This window comes from Aquimarina spongiae (assembly GCF_900141785.1).
GTDB lineage: Bacteria > Bacteroidota > Bacteroidia > Flavobacteriales > Flavobacteriaceae > Aquimarina > Aquimarina spongiae.
Map to the genome: position 1 here is coordinate 186,921 of NZ_FQYP01000003.1, position 16,771 is coordinate 203,691.

The window sequence follows — 16,771 nt, forward strand, 5'->3', positions numbered from 1 at the left end:
TTTTACATTGGCTATAGTTCCTATATTTTGTACTTTCGTGAGGTTACAATACGCACATCAATGAGGAAAATACAAATGGTTGACCTAAAGGGTCAGTATGAGCAAATTAAAGAACAAGTCGACAAATCTGTACTTGACGTTATACAATCTACAGCATTTATTAACGGACCTGAGGTCCATAGTTTTCAAAAGGAATTAGAAGAGTATCTTGATGTTAAACATGTAATCCCTTGTGCCAACGGCACAGATGCGTTACAAATAGCCATGATGGGATTAGGGTTACAGCCAGGTGATGAAGTAATTACAGCTGATTTTACCTTTGCCGCCACGGTTGAAGTAATTGCGCTTTTACAACTTACGCCTGTATTAGTAGATGTAGAAGTCGATTCGTTCAATATCGACCCGGAAGCCATTCGCAAGGCGATTACTCCAAAAACCAAAGCAATTGTCCCTGTACATTTATTTGGACAATGTGCCAATATGGATGAAATCATGTCCATAGCAAAAGAACATGATTTATATGTTATAGAAGATAACGCCCAAGGTATTGGATCAAGTTATCAATTTGCTAATGGCAAGACTCAAAAAACAGGAGCCATCGGGCATGTAGCTTCTACCTCTTTCTTTCCTTCCAAAAACTTAGGATGTTATGGAGATGGTGGAGCCATTTTTACCAATGACGATGACTTGGCACATACTATAAGAGGTATTGTAAATCATGGGATGTACAAAAGGTATCATCATGATGTAGTGGGTGTAAATTCGAGATTAGATTCTATTCAGGCTACTATTTTACGTGCTAAATTGCCTAATTTGGATAGTTACAATAATGCGCGAAGAGCAGCCGCAAGAAAGTATAACGATGCTTTTGCTGGGATTAAAAATATTATCACTCCAAAAGTAAAGGGAAACAACTGCGGATCTGATGAAAATACCATTTGCGATACATGTAATTGTCATGTATTTCATCAGTACACGTTAAGAGTTATTGATATTGATCGTGATGCACTCGTAAAACATCTAAACGATAATGGAATCCCATGTGGAGTTTATTATCCTATCCCATTACACAATCAAAAAGCATACAAAGATGATCGATACAACGAGGCTGATTTTACCATAACCAATCAATTGGTGAAAGAAGTAATCTCCTTACCAATGCATACAGAACTTGATGATGAACAAATTGATTTTATCACCAAAACAGTTATTGATTTTGTAAATCAATAAAATTTTAAGTCCATCTGAACCGTTTTCAATTCAGATGGACTTAAAAAACACACATTAAACTTTACCCCAAACCTACACCAATTACTGAAATGGATTCATACTGTATCTGTTACAATATTGTTGACCACAATTTTACCGGAATACCTGCATTACCCGAAGCCTATATCGTTTCTAAAAAAGAAGCGCAATATGAATACATAGAGAAACAGGCTACTCCCGAGATTATTTCCGAATTCAATATCCAATATCCAGGAACACCACACGAACAGCTTATTGAAATTTGTACCCTTTTACGACCAACTGCTTTAGAACAACGTTTTAAACCTAAAAAATCCCGAAAAAACCTTAACCTATCACAACTACTGTTGGAGGACAAAACCAAAGAGCTGATCGAAGGTTTTGTAAACCGAAAACTCGGTACTTTTTATCAACTCATTACTCAATATCAGTATCCTATTGCTTATCAGGCAAAACGAAAAGAACCCGTTGCTTCTAGTATTATTGAAATTGCAAAACTTCCACTAGATCCCATACTTAGGTTTACCAAAACGGAAGAAGGTATTGAGTATGCTTTTTCCCTGAAAGACCAAGCTTCATTGTTTGTCCCAAAGGACAAAAGCATTAAAATTTTACTAAACGATCCCTCATGGATCGTAGTAAACAAAAAGCTTTTCAGGATTAAAAACTTAAATGCAAACAAGTTAAAACCATTTCTTCAGAAAGATAAAATCATCATAGCTCAAAAACATGTCAAAACCTATTTAGAAAAAGTCATTGTTCCGGTATCAAAAAATATTGAAGTCCAGGCGGAGGGGTTCGAGATTGTAAACAAACAAGATGTTGTGGGATACACACTGGAAATCATTCAGGATTTTATTCAGGATCTTTATGTAGCAAAAATTACATTCGAGTACGAACATTGTACATTTGATTTTCATCAATCCAAAAATACAGCCTCAGAAATCATTTACAATGAAGACCAAATTACCATTGTACAGACCAAAAGAAATCTAGATATTGAATCGGAGGTTGTAGAAAAAATCACCTCAAAAGGTCTTCTCTTAAATCAAAATTTACTTTTTGAAGTTTCAGAATCCAACGATCCCTACGGGATTATTACATGGATTACGAACCACAAAACAACATTGCAGAAAGAAGGGTTCACGATACAGCTTCCCAACATACTAGGACAACAAGTATCCACAACTTCACATCAACTTTCTATCCGACAAGAGCAACAAAAAGATTGGTTTGACATCAAAGGATGGGTCACTATAGGAGATCAGGAAATCCCATTTTCAAAATTTATCAAGTATATCCGAAATAATAACCGATGTTTTCCGCTAAACAACAACGAGACTTTTATCATTCCTTTGGAATGGATGACACGATATAAAAAGTTGGCAGATTTTGGCAGATCTACCGATGATAAAATCACGCTAGCAAAAAGTAATTACACGGTTTTAAAAGAGGTTATTCCTGAAAAAGAATTACCTCTTTATGACCAAAGTGAATCGTCAGCACCTTATCAACCTTCTTCAAATCTAAAAGCTAGCCTTAGACCTTATCAGCTAGAAGGTGTGCAATGGTTAGTAAATCATTACAACAATAGTTTAGGGGCGTGTCTTGCAGACGATATGGGACTAGGTAAAACACTACAAACGATTGCAACTTTGGTTCACGCAAAAGAACAATTGCAACCCAGCGAAAATGAAGTTAGCAAAATACAATTCGATCTCTTTGCCACGCCTTTGGAAACAAGAACATTCTTAAAGACATTGATCGTATTACCTTCTTCTCTGGTTTTTAACTGGGCTCAGGAAATTATCAAGTTCGCTCCACATCTTAACCTTATAAAATATACTGGTACAGATCGTAAAAAGAACGCTCCATATTTGGAGTCATATGATGTGGTGTTAACCACCTATGGCATCATTTCCAGAGACAATGATACGTTTCAAAAATTAAATTTCAATTATTTAATTCTGGATGAAAGTCAACAAATCAAGAATAAGGATTCCAAAATTTTCCAGGCAATTAACAAGATCAATACGACACATAAAATCTCGTTGAGTGGCACTCCTATCGAAAATTCTTTGTCTGATTTATGGTCGCAAATGCAATTTATTAACCCAGGAATGTTGGGCAGTTTTGCTTTTTTTAAGGAGCATTTTAAAACCCCTATAGAGCAACATCAAAATGAAGAAAAAATAGCCGAACTCAAATCCCTAATAGAACCATTCATATTAAGGAGAACCAAAAATCAGGTTGCTAAAGATTTACCAGAACTAACTGAACAAATACGCTACTCTGAAATGCAACCAGAGCAAAAAAGAAGCTACGAATCCGAAAAATCTGCTGCTCGCAATCTTTTGTTAGGGCTTGATCATGTTGCTACAAACAAAATTCATATCATCAATACCTTAACCAAGCTACGGCAACTAGCCAATCATCCACAATTGGTTTCCAGTGAAACCCAGCAAACTTCAGGAAAATTTGATGACGTCACCCATCACCTTCAAACTTTAGTTACTGCACAAAAAAAGGTATTGGTGTTTAGCTCTTTTGTTTCTCATCTTGCTATTTATGAAAAGTGGAGTACAGCACAAGGGATTTCTTTTCTTTCTTTAACCGGAAATACAGTTGCCAAAGAAAGAGAAACCATTGTCAATCGTTTTCAAGAAGAGGATGATATTTCATTGTTCTTTATTTCTTTGAAAGCAGGTGGAGTTGGTTTAAATTTAACCAAAGCTTCATATGTAGTATTGCTGGATCCCTGGTGGAACCCATTTGCCGAAAAACAAGCAATCGCCCGTGCACATCGCATTGGACAAACTAATAAAGTTTTGGTCACTCGTTTCATTTCAAAAAATACCATTGAAGAAAAAATCATTCAATTACAAGAGCAAAAACAATCTTTATCAGATGAATTGATCGCTATTGATAGTATTCCAGAATATATCGAAAGTAACTTGGAAGAATTATTAAAGTAAACATAGATTTAAGATTTACTTGCCTTCTGAACCTACATACCCACAAATCTCATATTGATGGTCCACTTTTTTGAGTACCAAAAATATATCTTCTTGTACTATTTTTTCTAGTAGTCCTACGGATATAGGTTTTACTAACTTATATCGATCTGCAAAAGTTGATATCTTGGGTGCGCCCCAAAGGTGTTCTGGGTATATCAATAATAAATTCTTTTTATAGAGTAACGTAAATACCGTCATTCGTTCTGACCCATCCAATCGACCTCGAATATAAGTACCTGAAAAAGCTGAAGGATCTACCGAAGAGAAATCAACAAATGTGTCTTGTTCATTGTCTAACAATTTTCTTCTTATTTTAGGAAATTCGATGGTGCCTTTACTGTATCCCACAAGTTCAGGAGTACCGGTTAGATCGTTCATCCAGAAGTAAACTCTTAGCTCTTTATGCTCTTTTAGCCAAGGATGCATCCATGCCAATTCTTTATAAACCAGAGACAAACCACTATGAGGAACCAATGTTGTAAAATTTGCTTTTACATCTTTAAGCCAAACAGTATTTATACCCCTATCTATATGTCCGAAATTAATAATTGAATCCAGGGATGCAGATAGTACCCGATGTTTTTTTAAATAGCTTCTAGAGGATTTTTCATCAAAATTAATGAGATCATCCGGAGTAATTTGTCCGAACAGATTCACCGATATTAAGAAGCACCATAAAACGAGTATTTTTATAACCATATTACATTGTTTTTCCCTAGTATTACTAAAAAATCAAAATTCAAGCCAAATTGAAATGGGAGCCCCTTCCCCTAATTTACTCAATTACCAGCACATAGCGATTTATTTTCCATTTTTTTATTTATTTTGTTGGATGTAAATCACTTGTTTTAAAGTAGCCAAATCTTCAAATATCTGATTTGGACAATGTAACTTCTCCAAAAAAGGAGTGGTTTTGCCAAATCCCTTAATTCGACTATATTTAGCATTCACATTCAAACAAATCATCAAAATGCGATATATTTTTACGCTTCTTCTTTTTTGCGCAAGTGCTTCATTATTAGCACAAGACACTTATTTACAATGTGGAAAATTAGTGGATACTAAAAACGGAAAGATTCTTACCGAAAAGACAGTTGTGATTTCTGGGAATAAGATTTTCAAAATACAAGACGGCTATGTCGACGGTAAAAAAGGAGACACCACCATTGATCTTAAAAACAAAACAGTAATGCCTGGATTGATCGATATGCACATTCATATCGAAAGTGAAACCAACCCAAAAGCTTATCTGAAAAGGTATACAGATAACGAAGCTGATCTTGCTTTTGACGCAGTTGGATATGCCGAAAAAACATTGATGGCGGGGTTCACCACGGTACGAGATCTGGGGGGATCAGGAGTAAATATTTCATTAAAAAAGGCAATTGCTCAAGGTAAAATTGTTGGACCAAGGGTGTTTACTGCTGGTAAGATATTGTCTACAACAGGAGGTCATGGAGACCCAACAAACGGAGGTAAAAGATCGCTCATCGGGGATCCCGGACCTAAGGACGGAGTTGTGAATAGCGTTGAAGATGCTAGAAAAGCCGTTCGTCAACGCTATAAAAATGGAGCCGATTTGATCAAAATCACTGCTACAGGAGGAGTTCTAAGTGTTGCAAAAAGTGGATCGAATCCTCAATTTACGGTCGAGGAAATAAAAGCTATTTGCGAAACAGCCAAAGATTATGGCTTTCATGTAGCAGCACATGCTCATGGTGACGAAGGTATGCAAAGGGCAATATTAGGCGGTGTTAAAACTATCGAGCATGGTACGCTAATGAGCGAAAAAACCATGGATCTAATGAAACAGCATGATGCGTATTTGGTACCTACCATTACTGCCGGGAAAGAGGTAACAGACAAAGCTAAGATTGATGGCTATTATCCTGCCATTATTGTACCCAAAGCCTTAAATATTGGTCCCAAGATTCAAAACACCTTCAAAAAGGCTTACGACCGAGGAGTTGGTATTGCTTTTGGAACTGATGCCGGTGTTTTTAAACATGGCCAAAACGGTAAAGAATTTGGATATATGGTGGAAGCAGGAATGCCTGCCATTGCAGCTATCCAAAGCGCCACAATTACCAATGCAAAAATTTTGGAAATGCAGGAAAAGCTGGGACAAGTATCTCCAGGTTTTATAGCCGATATCGTTGCGGTTAATGATAATCCTACACAAAAAATTGACACTATGGAAAATATTGTCTTTGTAATGAAGGAAGGGAAAATTTACAAACAATAATATTTTTTAATCGATTAATAGAAGGTCGTATTCTTTTCTAACAACCTTAGAAATTTTGTAATGGAATCAAATTATCAATGCAAAAATTGTGGACATAGTTATTCTGGTAATTTTTGCAATTATTGTGGACAAAAACGTATCGCAGAACGATGGACTTTGAAAAAGCTCATCAACAATGCAGCTACAGCAATTTTCAATCTTGAAAAAGGATTCTTTTACACCTTCAAAAAACTACTGATCCAACCCGGAAAAGTTATTCAGGAATATTTAGAGGGAAACACCGTAAATTATGCCAATCCATTTCGATATGCGCTGATAGGAATTGCTATCAATGTATTTTGTATGCTCACCTTTGGGGTTTGGGATTTCCAAGTAGAAGCAATGGTTGAAATCTATAAAGATCTTGGGATCATTCAAACTCCAGAAAAAGAAGTAGAAATGCGTGGATACTTCAAGTTCGCGACCAAGTTTATGAATTTGCTTCCTTTTTTATTAGTACCCTTTATCTCATTAAGCTCAAAAATATTTCTAGAACGACATAAATTATATTATGCCGAGCATTTTATAATGAACACATTTATGCTTGGCCAATCCACTATTTATGGAGCATTAAATGCAATTGTATTTTATTTTATACCAGAATTCTTTGGACTTATGCTAGTCCTCGGATTCTCTATTGCCGCATTCATTTACAGTCAAATTTTCCGTGATATGTTTGGAAAAAAACAAATCATAGGATTTCTTCTAGGATTAGTCATTTATTGTTTTGGCTTCTTCTTTTTCGGTATATTTATGAGTATTATTAGCATCATTGTCGTTATTGGAGCTTTGATCTATAAAGCGCTGACATAAACTGATTCTAAAACAAAAAAAACATCGATGAAAATTCTAAAAACTGTTGTCATCCTTACCATTTGCTATTCGTATTCCTGGAGCCAGGAAACCAAACTCTCTGCTTTTACTCCTTTGATAGGAAAAGTATGGAAAGCTGAAGGAAACTGGGGAGATGGAAGCAAATTTAAGCAAGAAATCGTATTTCATTTTGACCTCAACAATACAATTGTTATTGCAGAATCCAAAGGATACACTAATAAAGAGCAGACCGAATTTGGTCCTCGTAATCATGGAATCCGAAGATACAATCCTGAAAAACAAACGATCGAATTCTGGGAATTTGATGTTTTTGGTGGAGTAACTACAGGGACGGTAAAAAGTGAGGATAAAAACATCATATATACCTATGCATATGGCACTTCAACGGTTACCGATATGTGGGAATATGTGGATGACAACACCTATATGTTCAAAGTTGGGGATTATCAAAATGGTGAGTGGAAACAACTATATCTCGAAACTAAGTTTACGGCTGGAAATAAAAAAAGATAGCGGTTATTTCCTGTTCTTCCGCTCTTCTACCAACTTATCCTTTTTCCAAGTACCACTGGTTACTATTTCGCCGTCTTTACCATAAAAAACGCCATCACCATCACGTTGGTCATTTTTCCAATGTCCGGTATATTTTTCTCCATTAGGCCAAAAGTAGGTTCCTATACCATTGCGGAGATCATTTACATATTCTCCTTCGTAACGTTCACCATCTGGCCAGTAAAAAGATCCTTCTCCATGGCGTAGATTGTCTTTCCATTCGCCTTCGTATCTACTTCCTGTATCGAATAGCGCAATACCAAATCCGTTTGCCTTGCTATTGTTTACCTGACCTACATAATGCAATTGGTGTTTTTTGGGGTTTTTAAACGTAAGATACTCCCCATATGATCTTTTTTTGAGTTGTTTTTTTATTCTGTTCAATTGAACTTTAGCCTTTTCAAGGGCAAAGCTTAAAGAATCGTAGGCTCTAAGTTGAATCGATGTCTCTGCAACCCCCACATTGGTGGTATCTATTTCCTGAACTGAATCTGACAAAGAATGATCTTCGTAAATTTCTTTATGCAAATTCATAAACTGTTGTGCTACCTCTATCCGAAACTTTACACTTTCTTTTTCATCACCATCATTGATTACAGCATCAAATTGTTCTTGGTAGGCATTCAACGCAGATCTATATTCTCCTTTGATTAATATAGAATCTATTTGAAGAAGGCTCCGTTCTAAAATAGAGTCCTGTGATGCTTTGGCTCTTTCCTCTTCCAGAGTATGGAGTTTGTTTTTAAGTTTTTTAGCACGAATGGTATTGTAGGTTGCCGCAAAAACAGCAAGAGTCAAAATACTATATAATAGGATGTTGGCGTTCTTTTTTTTCATTGGGTTTAGGGCTTACATCAAATTTTTGCAATATTAATCATCTAAATGAATTGCAGGCAACTTATTCTTAACTTTTCTGAAATCTGGTGAAAAATACAAGTGAAATCGAAGTGTCCAATTCTGCTTAAAAACAGAAGCATCACTCAAAGTTTGCCCTTGAGAATACATAATCCCCGTTGCTACTGTCATTCTAGGATTCAAAATATACCCAAAAGAAGCATGTAAACGTAAATCTTCCATAGGGCTACCTATAACCGCTTTACCACTTTGCATGATCAATTCGGCCTCGGGTGAGACATAAAACGTCTTAGGCTTGAACTTATCCGAATTGATAGGAATCTTAGCTTTGAACATATACCTCCATCGATTCCTGAAAATATATTCACTGTTTTCTTCAAATCCTTGAGTCCAACGATGTTCAATACGAATACGATGATAAAACATCATAGAAGAAAGCGGCATCGCAAACATGTATTGATGCCATATACGCCATTCGGGTACCAGATTACGATCTACGGACTCTGGATCTGTATTGAAATTAAGCCTTAATACTCCTCCAAGACTAACATTAAAATATTTTGAATAAATGTAGCCAATAGCATGCCTATTGTATACCTGGCCTACTTGCCCAGCAAAAGGTGTGCTTTCTGTTTCTTCAAATCTGAAATGCGTTTGGGCAACCCAAAATAATCGTTTGGAAATTCTGATATTTCCGTAGGTATTGATCCATAGCTTGGTTACTGGCTCTTTAAACTTTGATTCTGTAGGTTGCTCTTCTTGTGCTACCACCTCTACGGAAACAAAAAAGCAGATGACCACAAAAAACAGATATGTACAATATTTTTTTATCATCTACTAGTCTTGGTTAGTTACTACAGGGACTTTAAAACGTTGTAATACTACTATAGGGTCTTTTTCCTTTTTTAGCTTGCGCTCCATTTTTCTGGTATCTTCATCTCTCAAAATCAAGAGTTGCTTATAGGTAAGATCAACCATATTCATCCAGCTCTTTGCTTCTTCGCATGCTAGTCCGTCATTGATCTCTTCCAAAAAATAAGGGATCAACACATCATCATAAGCAGAAACGATGCGCTTTTTCACCATCTCATCCATCAACGTAGCAATAAATGGATTCCACACAGCGTCCATATATTTTTCATGTATTTCCTTTTGTTGCTCAGGAAGTTTTAAAACCCGCTCTCCTATCTTACCATAATCTTCAAAACAGTGCACCAAGGTTCTTCCGAATTCCAACTTTTTTTCAAGATTTTCTATCTCAGAATAGGCTTTCAATTTATCCTCTGCAGTATTCTTTAACTGATCTATCGCTTCAAAAAACAGTGTTGGTATAGAATCTGCTCTGCCTCTCTCCCCTAGTTCTTCCAGATAGTTATGACGAGTAACCATCTCCTTTTCCAGGGCAATAGCTTCTTGTTGCTTTACTTGTTTATCTATTTTACTTTGTAGTGTTGCTTGTATCTCTTCCAGGCGATAAAAAGTTTGTTCGGATATAATTTTTAGCACCTTAAAAACATTATCCTCTGGATTGATCTTTCCTTTTAAAGAAATTTTATATTTTTCGAAGTCCTGTAATTGAGATATTCCATTCTCCCACAAGTTTGCAATGATTTTATCCTTTTCGATATGAGTAAGAATGTCATCTTTATGGTATTCATCTACTCTTTGTAGAGGCTGTAAAATGTTTTCAGTAATTGCTGCTACCTCATCTTCCAAAGAACGAACATCTTGATCTGATAATTTCCGAATATTGAGCTGCGAATCGTTTAATAAAAAATCACTTATGCTTCTCGATTTTTGATAATACGCTACTGTAGTATCAATAGCCTCTTTTTCATTAGATGCTAAAGGATAAAAGGGAACAACTACCTTGAACTCTGGTGAGAATGAAGAGGACCCCAAAGCTGATAAAATGTCGTCTATATTTTGATAATGTCCTTCATTAGTGGTCAATAAATAGGTAATTCCACCTTCTCGAACCTTTCTAGCATCACTATCTGATAATAGAAACTCAAGGATCTTCATGTATTTTTCCCCTAGGGAAATAACCTCAGTTCTTGTATTCAAATCTTTAAAAACTGGTATACTTCTGCTACCGTTTCTTGAATTTGCTTCTATAGTCTGTAAAACACCTTCATCAAAATACCAGGATTCTATTTCGTCTAACTCTCTATCTGAAAATAATGTCCATTTATCGTGAGCAAGTCCATTTCTCAAAAACCTTCCTACCAGTTCCTGTTGTTGATCTTCAATTCGAAAACTTTGTTGAGGAACCCCTTTTTCAAAAGTGATGACACTATTAAAATCAACTTGTCGGACTTCAGAATCCTTAATTTGCTGTACTTTAATGGTCCATGTCCCATCAGGCCTTCCTTGTAGTAGGTTTCCAGACGCTACTCGTTGGTTTCCGTCTACATTTACCACATAGCGATAGTCCTCAACTGCATTATTATCACTCGACTGAAACTCATTGAATCGAAAAGACCAATTCCCTTCTGGATAATTGTTCGTAAACTGTCCTTGGATCGAAAAAGAGACGTCTTCTTTTTCTAACAATGCTTTCAGATTAGAACGGTTAAATGTAAAAGGACCGTTCAAAATAGTATCTGTATCTTTCAGGAGATACGAATAGCTAGCTTCCCCTTTGTATTTTTGAAGTTCTAGTTCACCTTTAAAAGTGCGTACATCCTGGGCATGAAATATCCAGGGAAGCCATAAGAGCATCCCAACACAATATGTTGTTATTAAGTCTTTATATTTCATGATTTTAACAATTCAAATAAACTAAAATTATTCGAAATTATTTTATCAAGAACGCAAAACATCTCAATATAACTGGGACATCACTTTATTACATACGTGGCAAATGGCAGTAGACACTATCAATAATTTATTCATATCGTCATTTTATTGCATTTCTTCTTTCTTTCACAGAAGAAATTAGCTAAGTTTATAAAAATTGACCTACAACCGGGATCAATTAAAAATCTAAATAAAGTATCAATTATTATGTTAATTTATGGAATTTGTACGACCCGATTTTAAACGTTTTGAACATATTACTGATTTTCCATATCAAGAAAATTACATCACCTTTGAGAATCTACAAATGCATTATATTGATGAAGGAGCAGGAGAAACTATCCTGGCACTTCACGGAGAACCCACATGGTCTTACTTATACCGAAAATTTATTCCCGTACTCAAAGATTATCGTTTTATAGTACCTGATTTTATTGGTTTCGGTAAATCAGACAAAATTGTGGGTAGAAAAAACTACTCTTTTGATCTACACCTTAGGTCTCTCGAAAATTTTATTGAAAAGTTAGAACTTAAAGATATAACTCTTATCGTACAAGATTGGGGAGGGCTCCTGGGCTTATCTTTATTAGGGAAGTATCCAGAAAAGTTTAAACGTGTTGTTATACTAAATACCTTTCTACCTATTGGCAAAAAAATGTCACTACCTTTTAAAATATGGCGGATGTTCACCAAATATCACCCTTCTTTACCGGTAGGAGGCATTATACAGTACGCTTCTCACCAAAAGTTATCCAAAGATGTGATTGCTGCTTACAACGCTCCATACCCTAATAAAAAACACAAAGGAGGCGCAGTAGCTTTTCCTTTATTGGTCCCTGCTCATCCAAAAGATCCTGCAGTAGCTCCAATACAAAAAGCCAGAGATGTACTTTCTACATGGGACAAACCCGCTTTGGTCATGTTCTCTGACAAGGATAAAGTACTAGGTGGATTAGAGAAGTTTTTCTATAAATTAATCCCAACTACCAAGGACCAACAAAAGATAATCATCAAGGATGCCGGCCATTTTTTGCAGGAAGAAAAAGGAGAAGAAATTGCTGGTTACATAGATCAATTCATGAAAGATGAATTACTTATAAACAAATAGGTTAATCACATTAAAAAAAGCCCTAGCAAATATGCCAGGGCTTTTCTGTATTTGTATTGTATACCGCAAGATTACACTGCAGCCAATGTAGTTTCTGCAGAGCGATCTATCTTTTTCACCAAACCAGACAACACTTTACCTGGTCCTACTTCTGTGAACAAAGTAGCTCCATCATTGATCATATTCTGTACACTTTGTGTCCATTTTACCGGAGCTGTTAACTGTGCTATTAGGTTCTTTTTGATTTCATCTGGATCTGACACTGCTGTTGTCGTTACATTTTGGTAAATATGACAAACAGGAACGTTAAACTGAGTAGCTTCGATAGCTGCCGCCAACTCTTCTCTTGCTGGCTCCATCAGGGGAGAATGAAAAGCTCCTCCTACGGGCAGTAACAATGCTCTACGTGCTCCTTCTTCTTTCATCCATTCACAAGCTTTTTCTACAGCAGCTACCTCTCCCGAGATTACTAATTGACCAGGACAGTTGTAATTGGCAGCAACCACAATACCATCTATAGCTCCACATCCTTTCTCTACTACGTCATCATCTAATCCTAGAACTGCGGCCATTGTAGAAGGTTGTAATTCGCAAGCCTTTTGCATGGCCATTGCTCTTTTGGCAACTAACTGTAATGCATCTTCAAAATTAAGCGTACCATTGGCTACCAAAGCTGAGAATTCACCCAAAGAATGTCCTGCAACCATATCAGGCTTAAAACTGTCTCCTAACACTTTACTTAAGATTACAGAATGTAAAAAGATGGCAGGCTGAGTAACTTTGGTTTGTTTTAACTCATCAGCTGTACCTTCAAACATGATTTTGGTAATTTCAAAACCAAGAATATCATTCGCTTTATGAAAAAGTTCTTTTGCGAGATCCGAATTTTCGTAAAGATCCAGGCCCATTCCTGAAAACTGTGCTCCTTGACCAGGAAATACATATGCGTTCATACGATATTGTGTGTTATAAATTTTGACAAAAGTAAGGATAATAAATTATTCGTCTAGCAATTGGCTAACGATTTGACAATCTTCTGAAAATCATCAAGAATAGCTCTCAATTATCCTTTTTACCGACGTATAATAAGAGCTTCCAAAAAGATTCAAATGCACCAACAAATAGTATAATTGAAAAAGAGAAATTCGCTGTTTCCACCCTTTTTGCAAAGGAAAGATTTCATGGTACACTTCAAATAATTGCGGGTCAAATCCCCCAAACAAATGCATCATGGCTATATCCATTTCTCTTGGAGAATAGGCAACCGCAGGATCTATCAAACAAGGAGCTCCTTTACCATCTTCCATAAAATTACCACTCCACAGATCACCATGTATCAAGCTAGAGGGTTCTTGGGGTATAATGCCTTCAATGTTTTTATAAAAAACATCTAGCTTAGAAAATAAATACCCATTTTTTGAAGCCAGCTGAAACTGTGGTTCTAATCGCTGTTGTATATAAAACGCTGAGGCCGTTTGGCATTTTGTATTGTACTGAGGTAAACTACCGATATAATTATCTTTTTTCAAACCAAAATACTCCTCGCTGATTTGATGCATTGCCGCCAACTGTTGCCCAAACACCTCCCAAAAATCCGAAGCCCTTGAAGCACTATCTACATATTGCAAAAGTAAATAAGATACCTTATCAACTTCTCCATAAGCAATAGCTTCAGGAATTGAAAAAGTATTCGAACTTTTAAGTTCATCAAGTCCCTTTGCTTCTGCTTTAAACATTCCTGGAAATCGGGAAGCACTATTTAGTTTTACCACAAATTTGTGATTTGTGGTTTGTAGCAGATACACCTCATTGATGTCTCCTCCTGATAATGGAGATGCATGAAGAATCTTTGTTGAGAGTAGTTCTTTTAGATGAGCGATCAACGCTTTAGAAAGCATTACTTTCTTTTATAGGTAAGATACGTAAACGGAAACTTATGCTTATCATCCACATCGTGGAATTCTTCTTGGATTAACTCCCACGTATCTTGATCAATTTCCGGAAAAAAGGCATCTGCCTCAAAATCAGAATGCACACGAGTAAGCTCTATACAATTGGCAACATCCAACCCTAGTTTATAAATCTCACCTCCACCAATAATAAACGGATTTTCGTCATTTTTGGCAATTGCCAAAGCGTCTTGCATTGTTTGCACAACGATCGCTCCTGGAGCCTGATAATTGGTATTTCTAGAAATAACCACATGAATCCTATTTGGCAACAACTTTGGAAAGGATTCAAAAGTTTTCCTACCCATTATGATGTAATGCCCGGTAGTTAGTTGTTTAAATCGTTTAAAATCATCGGGTAAGTGCCATACCAGATCATTATCTTTTCCAAGCGCATTATTTTCTCCTGCCGCGGCAATCATTGTTATAATTTGTTCATTTTTTTCCTTCACTTCGGTATTTTGTTTTTGTGTGATAAATGCTTCTTTTTTTTGTTGTAAATCATCTTTGGGATACATCAAGTCAACGTCTTTTTGAATCAAAGCGATTTCTTCCTTTTGCTTGATCACTAATCTTTCCATCTGCTTATCGGTCCACTCCTGCCCCATAAAGGTGCTGAACAACCATACATTACAAAAATGTATTACAAAAAGAAACGCCCAAAATACTATAGCTATAACATACCAATTGACCCCAAAAAAAGTAAAGTCTTTGCCATACCCAAAAACAATGTTTAAAAGAGCGAAAAAAGCAGATCCTACTATGAACACAACAAAATGATAAAAGAGTCTTTTTTTCTGAATAACTCTTTTTCGAGCATGCTCATACAACTCTCTTTGTTGGGGATCAATTTGTGGTGTTTCTTTCTTTCTTGAGAACATATTAATGCTAACTTAGTATCGGCAAGTAAAGATATAGTTTTTACCAAAAATCACCTTACAATTGCTTATGAAGAATTTACGAAATGAATTCCCTGTTTTACAACAATACACTTACCTCAACACTGCTTCTTCTGGATTACTATACGATACTCTCCTAGATTTTAGACAGGAGCATGACTTGGATTTTTTGATCGGAGGAAGCAAATTTAGAGATTCCCAACAACAATTCTTGAATTCAGTAAGAACAACTATTGCAGAGTTTTTTGGAGCCTCTACAAAAAACACCATTTTAACGCCAAACTTTTCTACAGGTCTCAATACTATCCTTCAAGATATTTCAAAAGATCAGAAAGTACTATTATTGGATGATGACTACCCTTCTATCAATTTTTCTGTAAGAAGCAAAGGATTCGATACCTGTTATGCGAAAATAGATGAACATCTGGAACAGAACATCATGTCTTCTATCGAACAGCACAAACCAGATATTTTCATTTTCAGTATTGTGCAGTATATCTCAGGAATCAAAATTGATCTGGATATTATCAAGCAATTAAAAAATTCTTATCCAGAGCTGCTTATTATTGCCGATGGGACTCAGTTTTGCGGTACAGCGGTTTTCAACTTTGCTAATTCTGGCATTGATATTTTGGGATGCAGCGGATACAAATGGCTATTGGGAGGCTACGGAAACGGTTTTCTATTATTTCAAGACGGCATGCTAGACCATTTAACTCCAAAAATGTATATCGAAGCAGCAAAAAATGAAAATTACGACAGTTCTTACATCAGTCTACCTGCTCGGTTTGAATGTGGACACTTAGACACTTTTAATTTTGGGAGCCTCGAGTATTCGTTAAGACATTTATCCAAAATTGGACTATCAGAAATTGAACAAAAAATAAAGATGCTTGGTAGCTATTCCAAAGAAGAATTACAAAAACTTAACCTGTTAGGAAGTGAAGTGGTTTCGAGAAAAAAACACAGTACAATTTTGAATATCAAAGGAGATCAAAAGCTATTTTTGCACTTAAAAGAACATGGCATTATCACCTCTCTAAGAGGTTATGGTGTTAGGATTAGTCTTCATTTTTATAACACTATCGAGGACATTGATCAATTACTTACCCAACTACATCGTTATCGTTAATAACTTATTGAAAATCTGAAACTTCTCTCATTTCTGTTTTTATATTTTACCGTAACTTAGAACAACTCTATTAACCTAATCATTAATTTTT

The 16,771-nt window shown here is 35.9% G+C and carries 14 protein-coding genes; 7 read left to right on the plus strand and 7 right to left on the minus strand.

The genetic code is table 11. From position 1 onward, the window contains the following. Window positions 1-60 precede the first annotated feature (60 nt). Window positions 61-1,230 (plus strand): DegT/DnrJ/EryC1/StrS family aminotransferase, encoded by a 1,170-nt coding sequence (locus BUE24_RS08250; protein WP_073315531.1) that lies wholly within the window; start codon window positions 61-63, stop codon window positions 1,228-1,230. An 89-nt stretch (window positions 1,231-1,319) separates the two neighbouring features. Then, complete coding sequence (locus BUE24_RS08255; protein ID WP_073315532.1) at window positions 1,320-4,223, plus strand: DEAD/DEAH box helicase; 2,904 nt, start codon at window positions 1,320-1,322, stop codon at window positions 4,221-4,223. A 15-nt stretch (window positions 4,224-4,238) separates the two neighbouring features. On the opposite strand, the gene BUE24_RS08260 is transcribed toward BUE24_RS08255, so the two are convergent. Further along, window positions 4,239-4,964: a hypothetical protein gene (locus tag BUE24_RS08260; protein WP_139241942.1), complete on the minus strand. Its 726-nt coding sequence runs from the start codon at window positions 4,962-4,964 to the stop codon at window positions 4,239-4,241. A gap of 271 nt (window positions 4,965-5,235) precedes the next feature. Here BUE24_RS08260 and BUE24_RS08265 point away from each other — a divergent pair, with 271 nt between their 5' ends. From BUE24_RS08265 to BUE24_RS08275, 3 genes are read left to right on the plus strand one after another with little or no spacing between them, the layout of a single operon-like run. Beyond that, window positions 5,236-6,510, plus strand: a complete 1,275-nt coding sequence (locus tag BUE24_RS08265; protein WP_073315534.1) for a metal-dependent hydrolase family protein — start codon at window positions 5,236-5,238, stop codon at window positions 6,508-6,510. A gap of 60 nt (window positions 6,511-6,570) precedes the next feature. Beyond that, a complete protein-coding gene (locus tag BUE24_RS08270; protein ID WP_073315535.1) occupies window positions 6,571-7,362 on the plus strand; it encodes a DUF3667 domain-containing protein in 792 nt (263 codons plus the stop codon). A 27-nt stretch (window positions 7,363-7,389) separates the two neighbouring features. Continuing rightward, complete coding sequence (locus tag BUE24_RS08275; protein ID WP_073315536.1) at window positions 7,390-7,896, plus strand: hypothetical protein; 507 nt, start codon at window positions 7,390-7,392, stop codon at window positions 7,894-7,896. A 3-nt stretch (window positions 7,897-7,899) separates the two neighbouring features. On the opposite strand, the gene BUE24_RS08280 is transcribed toward BUE24_RS08275, so the two are convergent. From BUE24_RS08280 to BUE24_RS08290, 3 genes are read right to left on the minus strand one after another with little or no spacing between them, the layout of a single operon-like run. Then, window positions 7,900-8,772, minus strand: coding sequence for an MORN repeat-containing protein (locus BUE24_RS08280; RefSeq protein ID WP_073315537.1), 873 nt, complete (start codon window positions 8,770-8,772; stop codon window positions 7,900-7,902). A gap of 33 nt (window positions 8,773-8,805) precedes the next feature. Then, a complete protein-coding gene (locus tag BUE24_RS08285) occupies window positions 8,806-9,624 on the minus strand; it encodes a DUF2490 domain-containing protein (protein WP_084549455.1) in 819 nt (272 codons plus the stop codon). A gap of 3 nt (window positions 9,625-9,627) precedes the next feature. Beyond that, on the minus strand, window positions 9,628-11,553 hold the full coding sequence (locus BUE24_RS08290) for a hypothetical protein (protein ID WP_139241943.1): 1,926 nt from the start codon (window positions 11,551-11,553) through the stop codon (window positions 9,628-9,630). A gap of 256 nt (window positions 11,554-11,809) precedes the next feature. On the opposite strand from BUE24_RS08290, the gene BUE24_RS08295 reads away from it, so the two are divergent. Beyond that, on the plus strand, window positions 11,810-12,700 hold the full coding sequence (locus tag BUE24_RS08295; RefSeq protein ID WP_073315539.1) for a haloalkane dehalogenase: 891 nt from the start codon (window positions 11,810-11,812) through the stop codon (window positions 12,698-12,700). A gap of 71 nt (window positions 12,701-12,771) precedes the next feature. Here the strand turns inward: BUE24_RS08295 and fabD are convergent, their stop codons facing one another. The 3 genes from fabD to BUE24_RS08310 all read right to left on the minus strand — a co-directional run bounded on the left by fabD (window position 12,772) and on the right by BUE24_RS08310 (window position 15,530). After that, the gene (fabD, locus tag BUE24_RS08300) at window positions 12,772-13,653 is read right to left on the minus strand and encodes an ACP S-malonyltransferase (protein ID WP_073315540.1); all 882 of its coding nucleotides are present in this window, start codon (window positions 13,651-13,653) and stop codon (window positions 12,772-12,774) included. 93 nt (window positions 13,654-13,746) lie between these two features. Then, window positions 13,747-14,598, minus strand: coding sequence for a fructosamine kinase family protein (locus BUE24_RS08305; protein WP_073315541.1), 852 nt, complete (start codon window positions 14,596-14,598; stop codon window positions 13,747-13,749). Beyond that, the gene (locus BUE24_RS08310; protein WP_073315542.1) at window positions 14,598-15,530 is read right to left on the minus strand and encodes a dihydrofolate reductase; all 933 of its coding nucleotides are present in this window, start codon (window positions 15,528-15,530) and stop codon (window positions 14,598-14,600) included. The genes BUE24_RS08305 and BUE24_RS08310 overlap by 1 nt, the downstream gene beginning before the upstream one ends. A 67-nt stretch (window positions 15,531-15,597) precedes the next feature. On the opposite strand from BUE24_RS08310, the gene BUE24_RS08315 reads away from it, so the two are divergent. Continuing rightward, on the plus strand, window positions 15,598-16,680 hold the full coding sequence (locus BUE24_RS08315; RefSeq protein WP_073315543.1) for an aminotransferase class V-fold PLP-dependent enzyme: 1,083 nt from the start codon (window positions 15,598-15,600) through the stop codon (window positions 16,678-16,680). Window positions 16,681-16,771 lie beyond the last annotated feature (91 nt).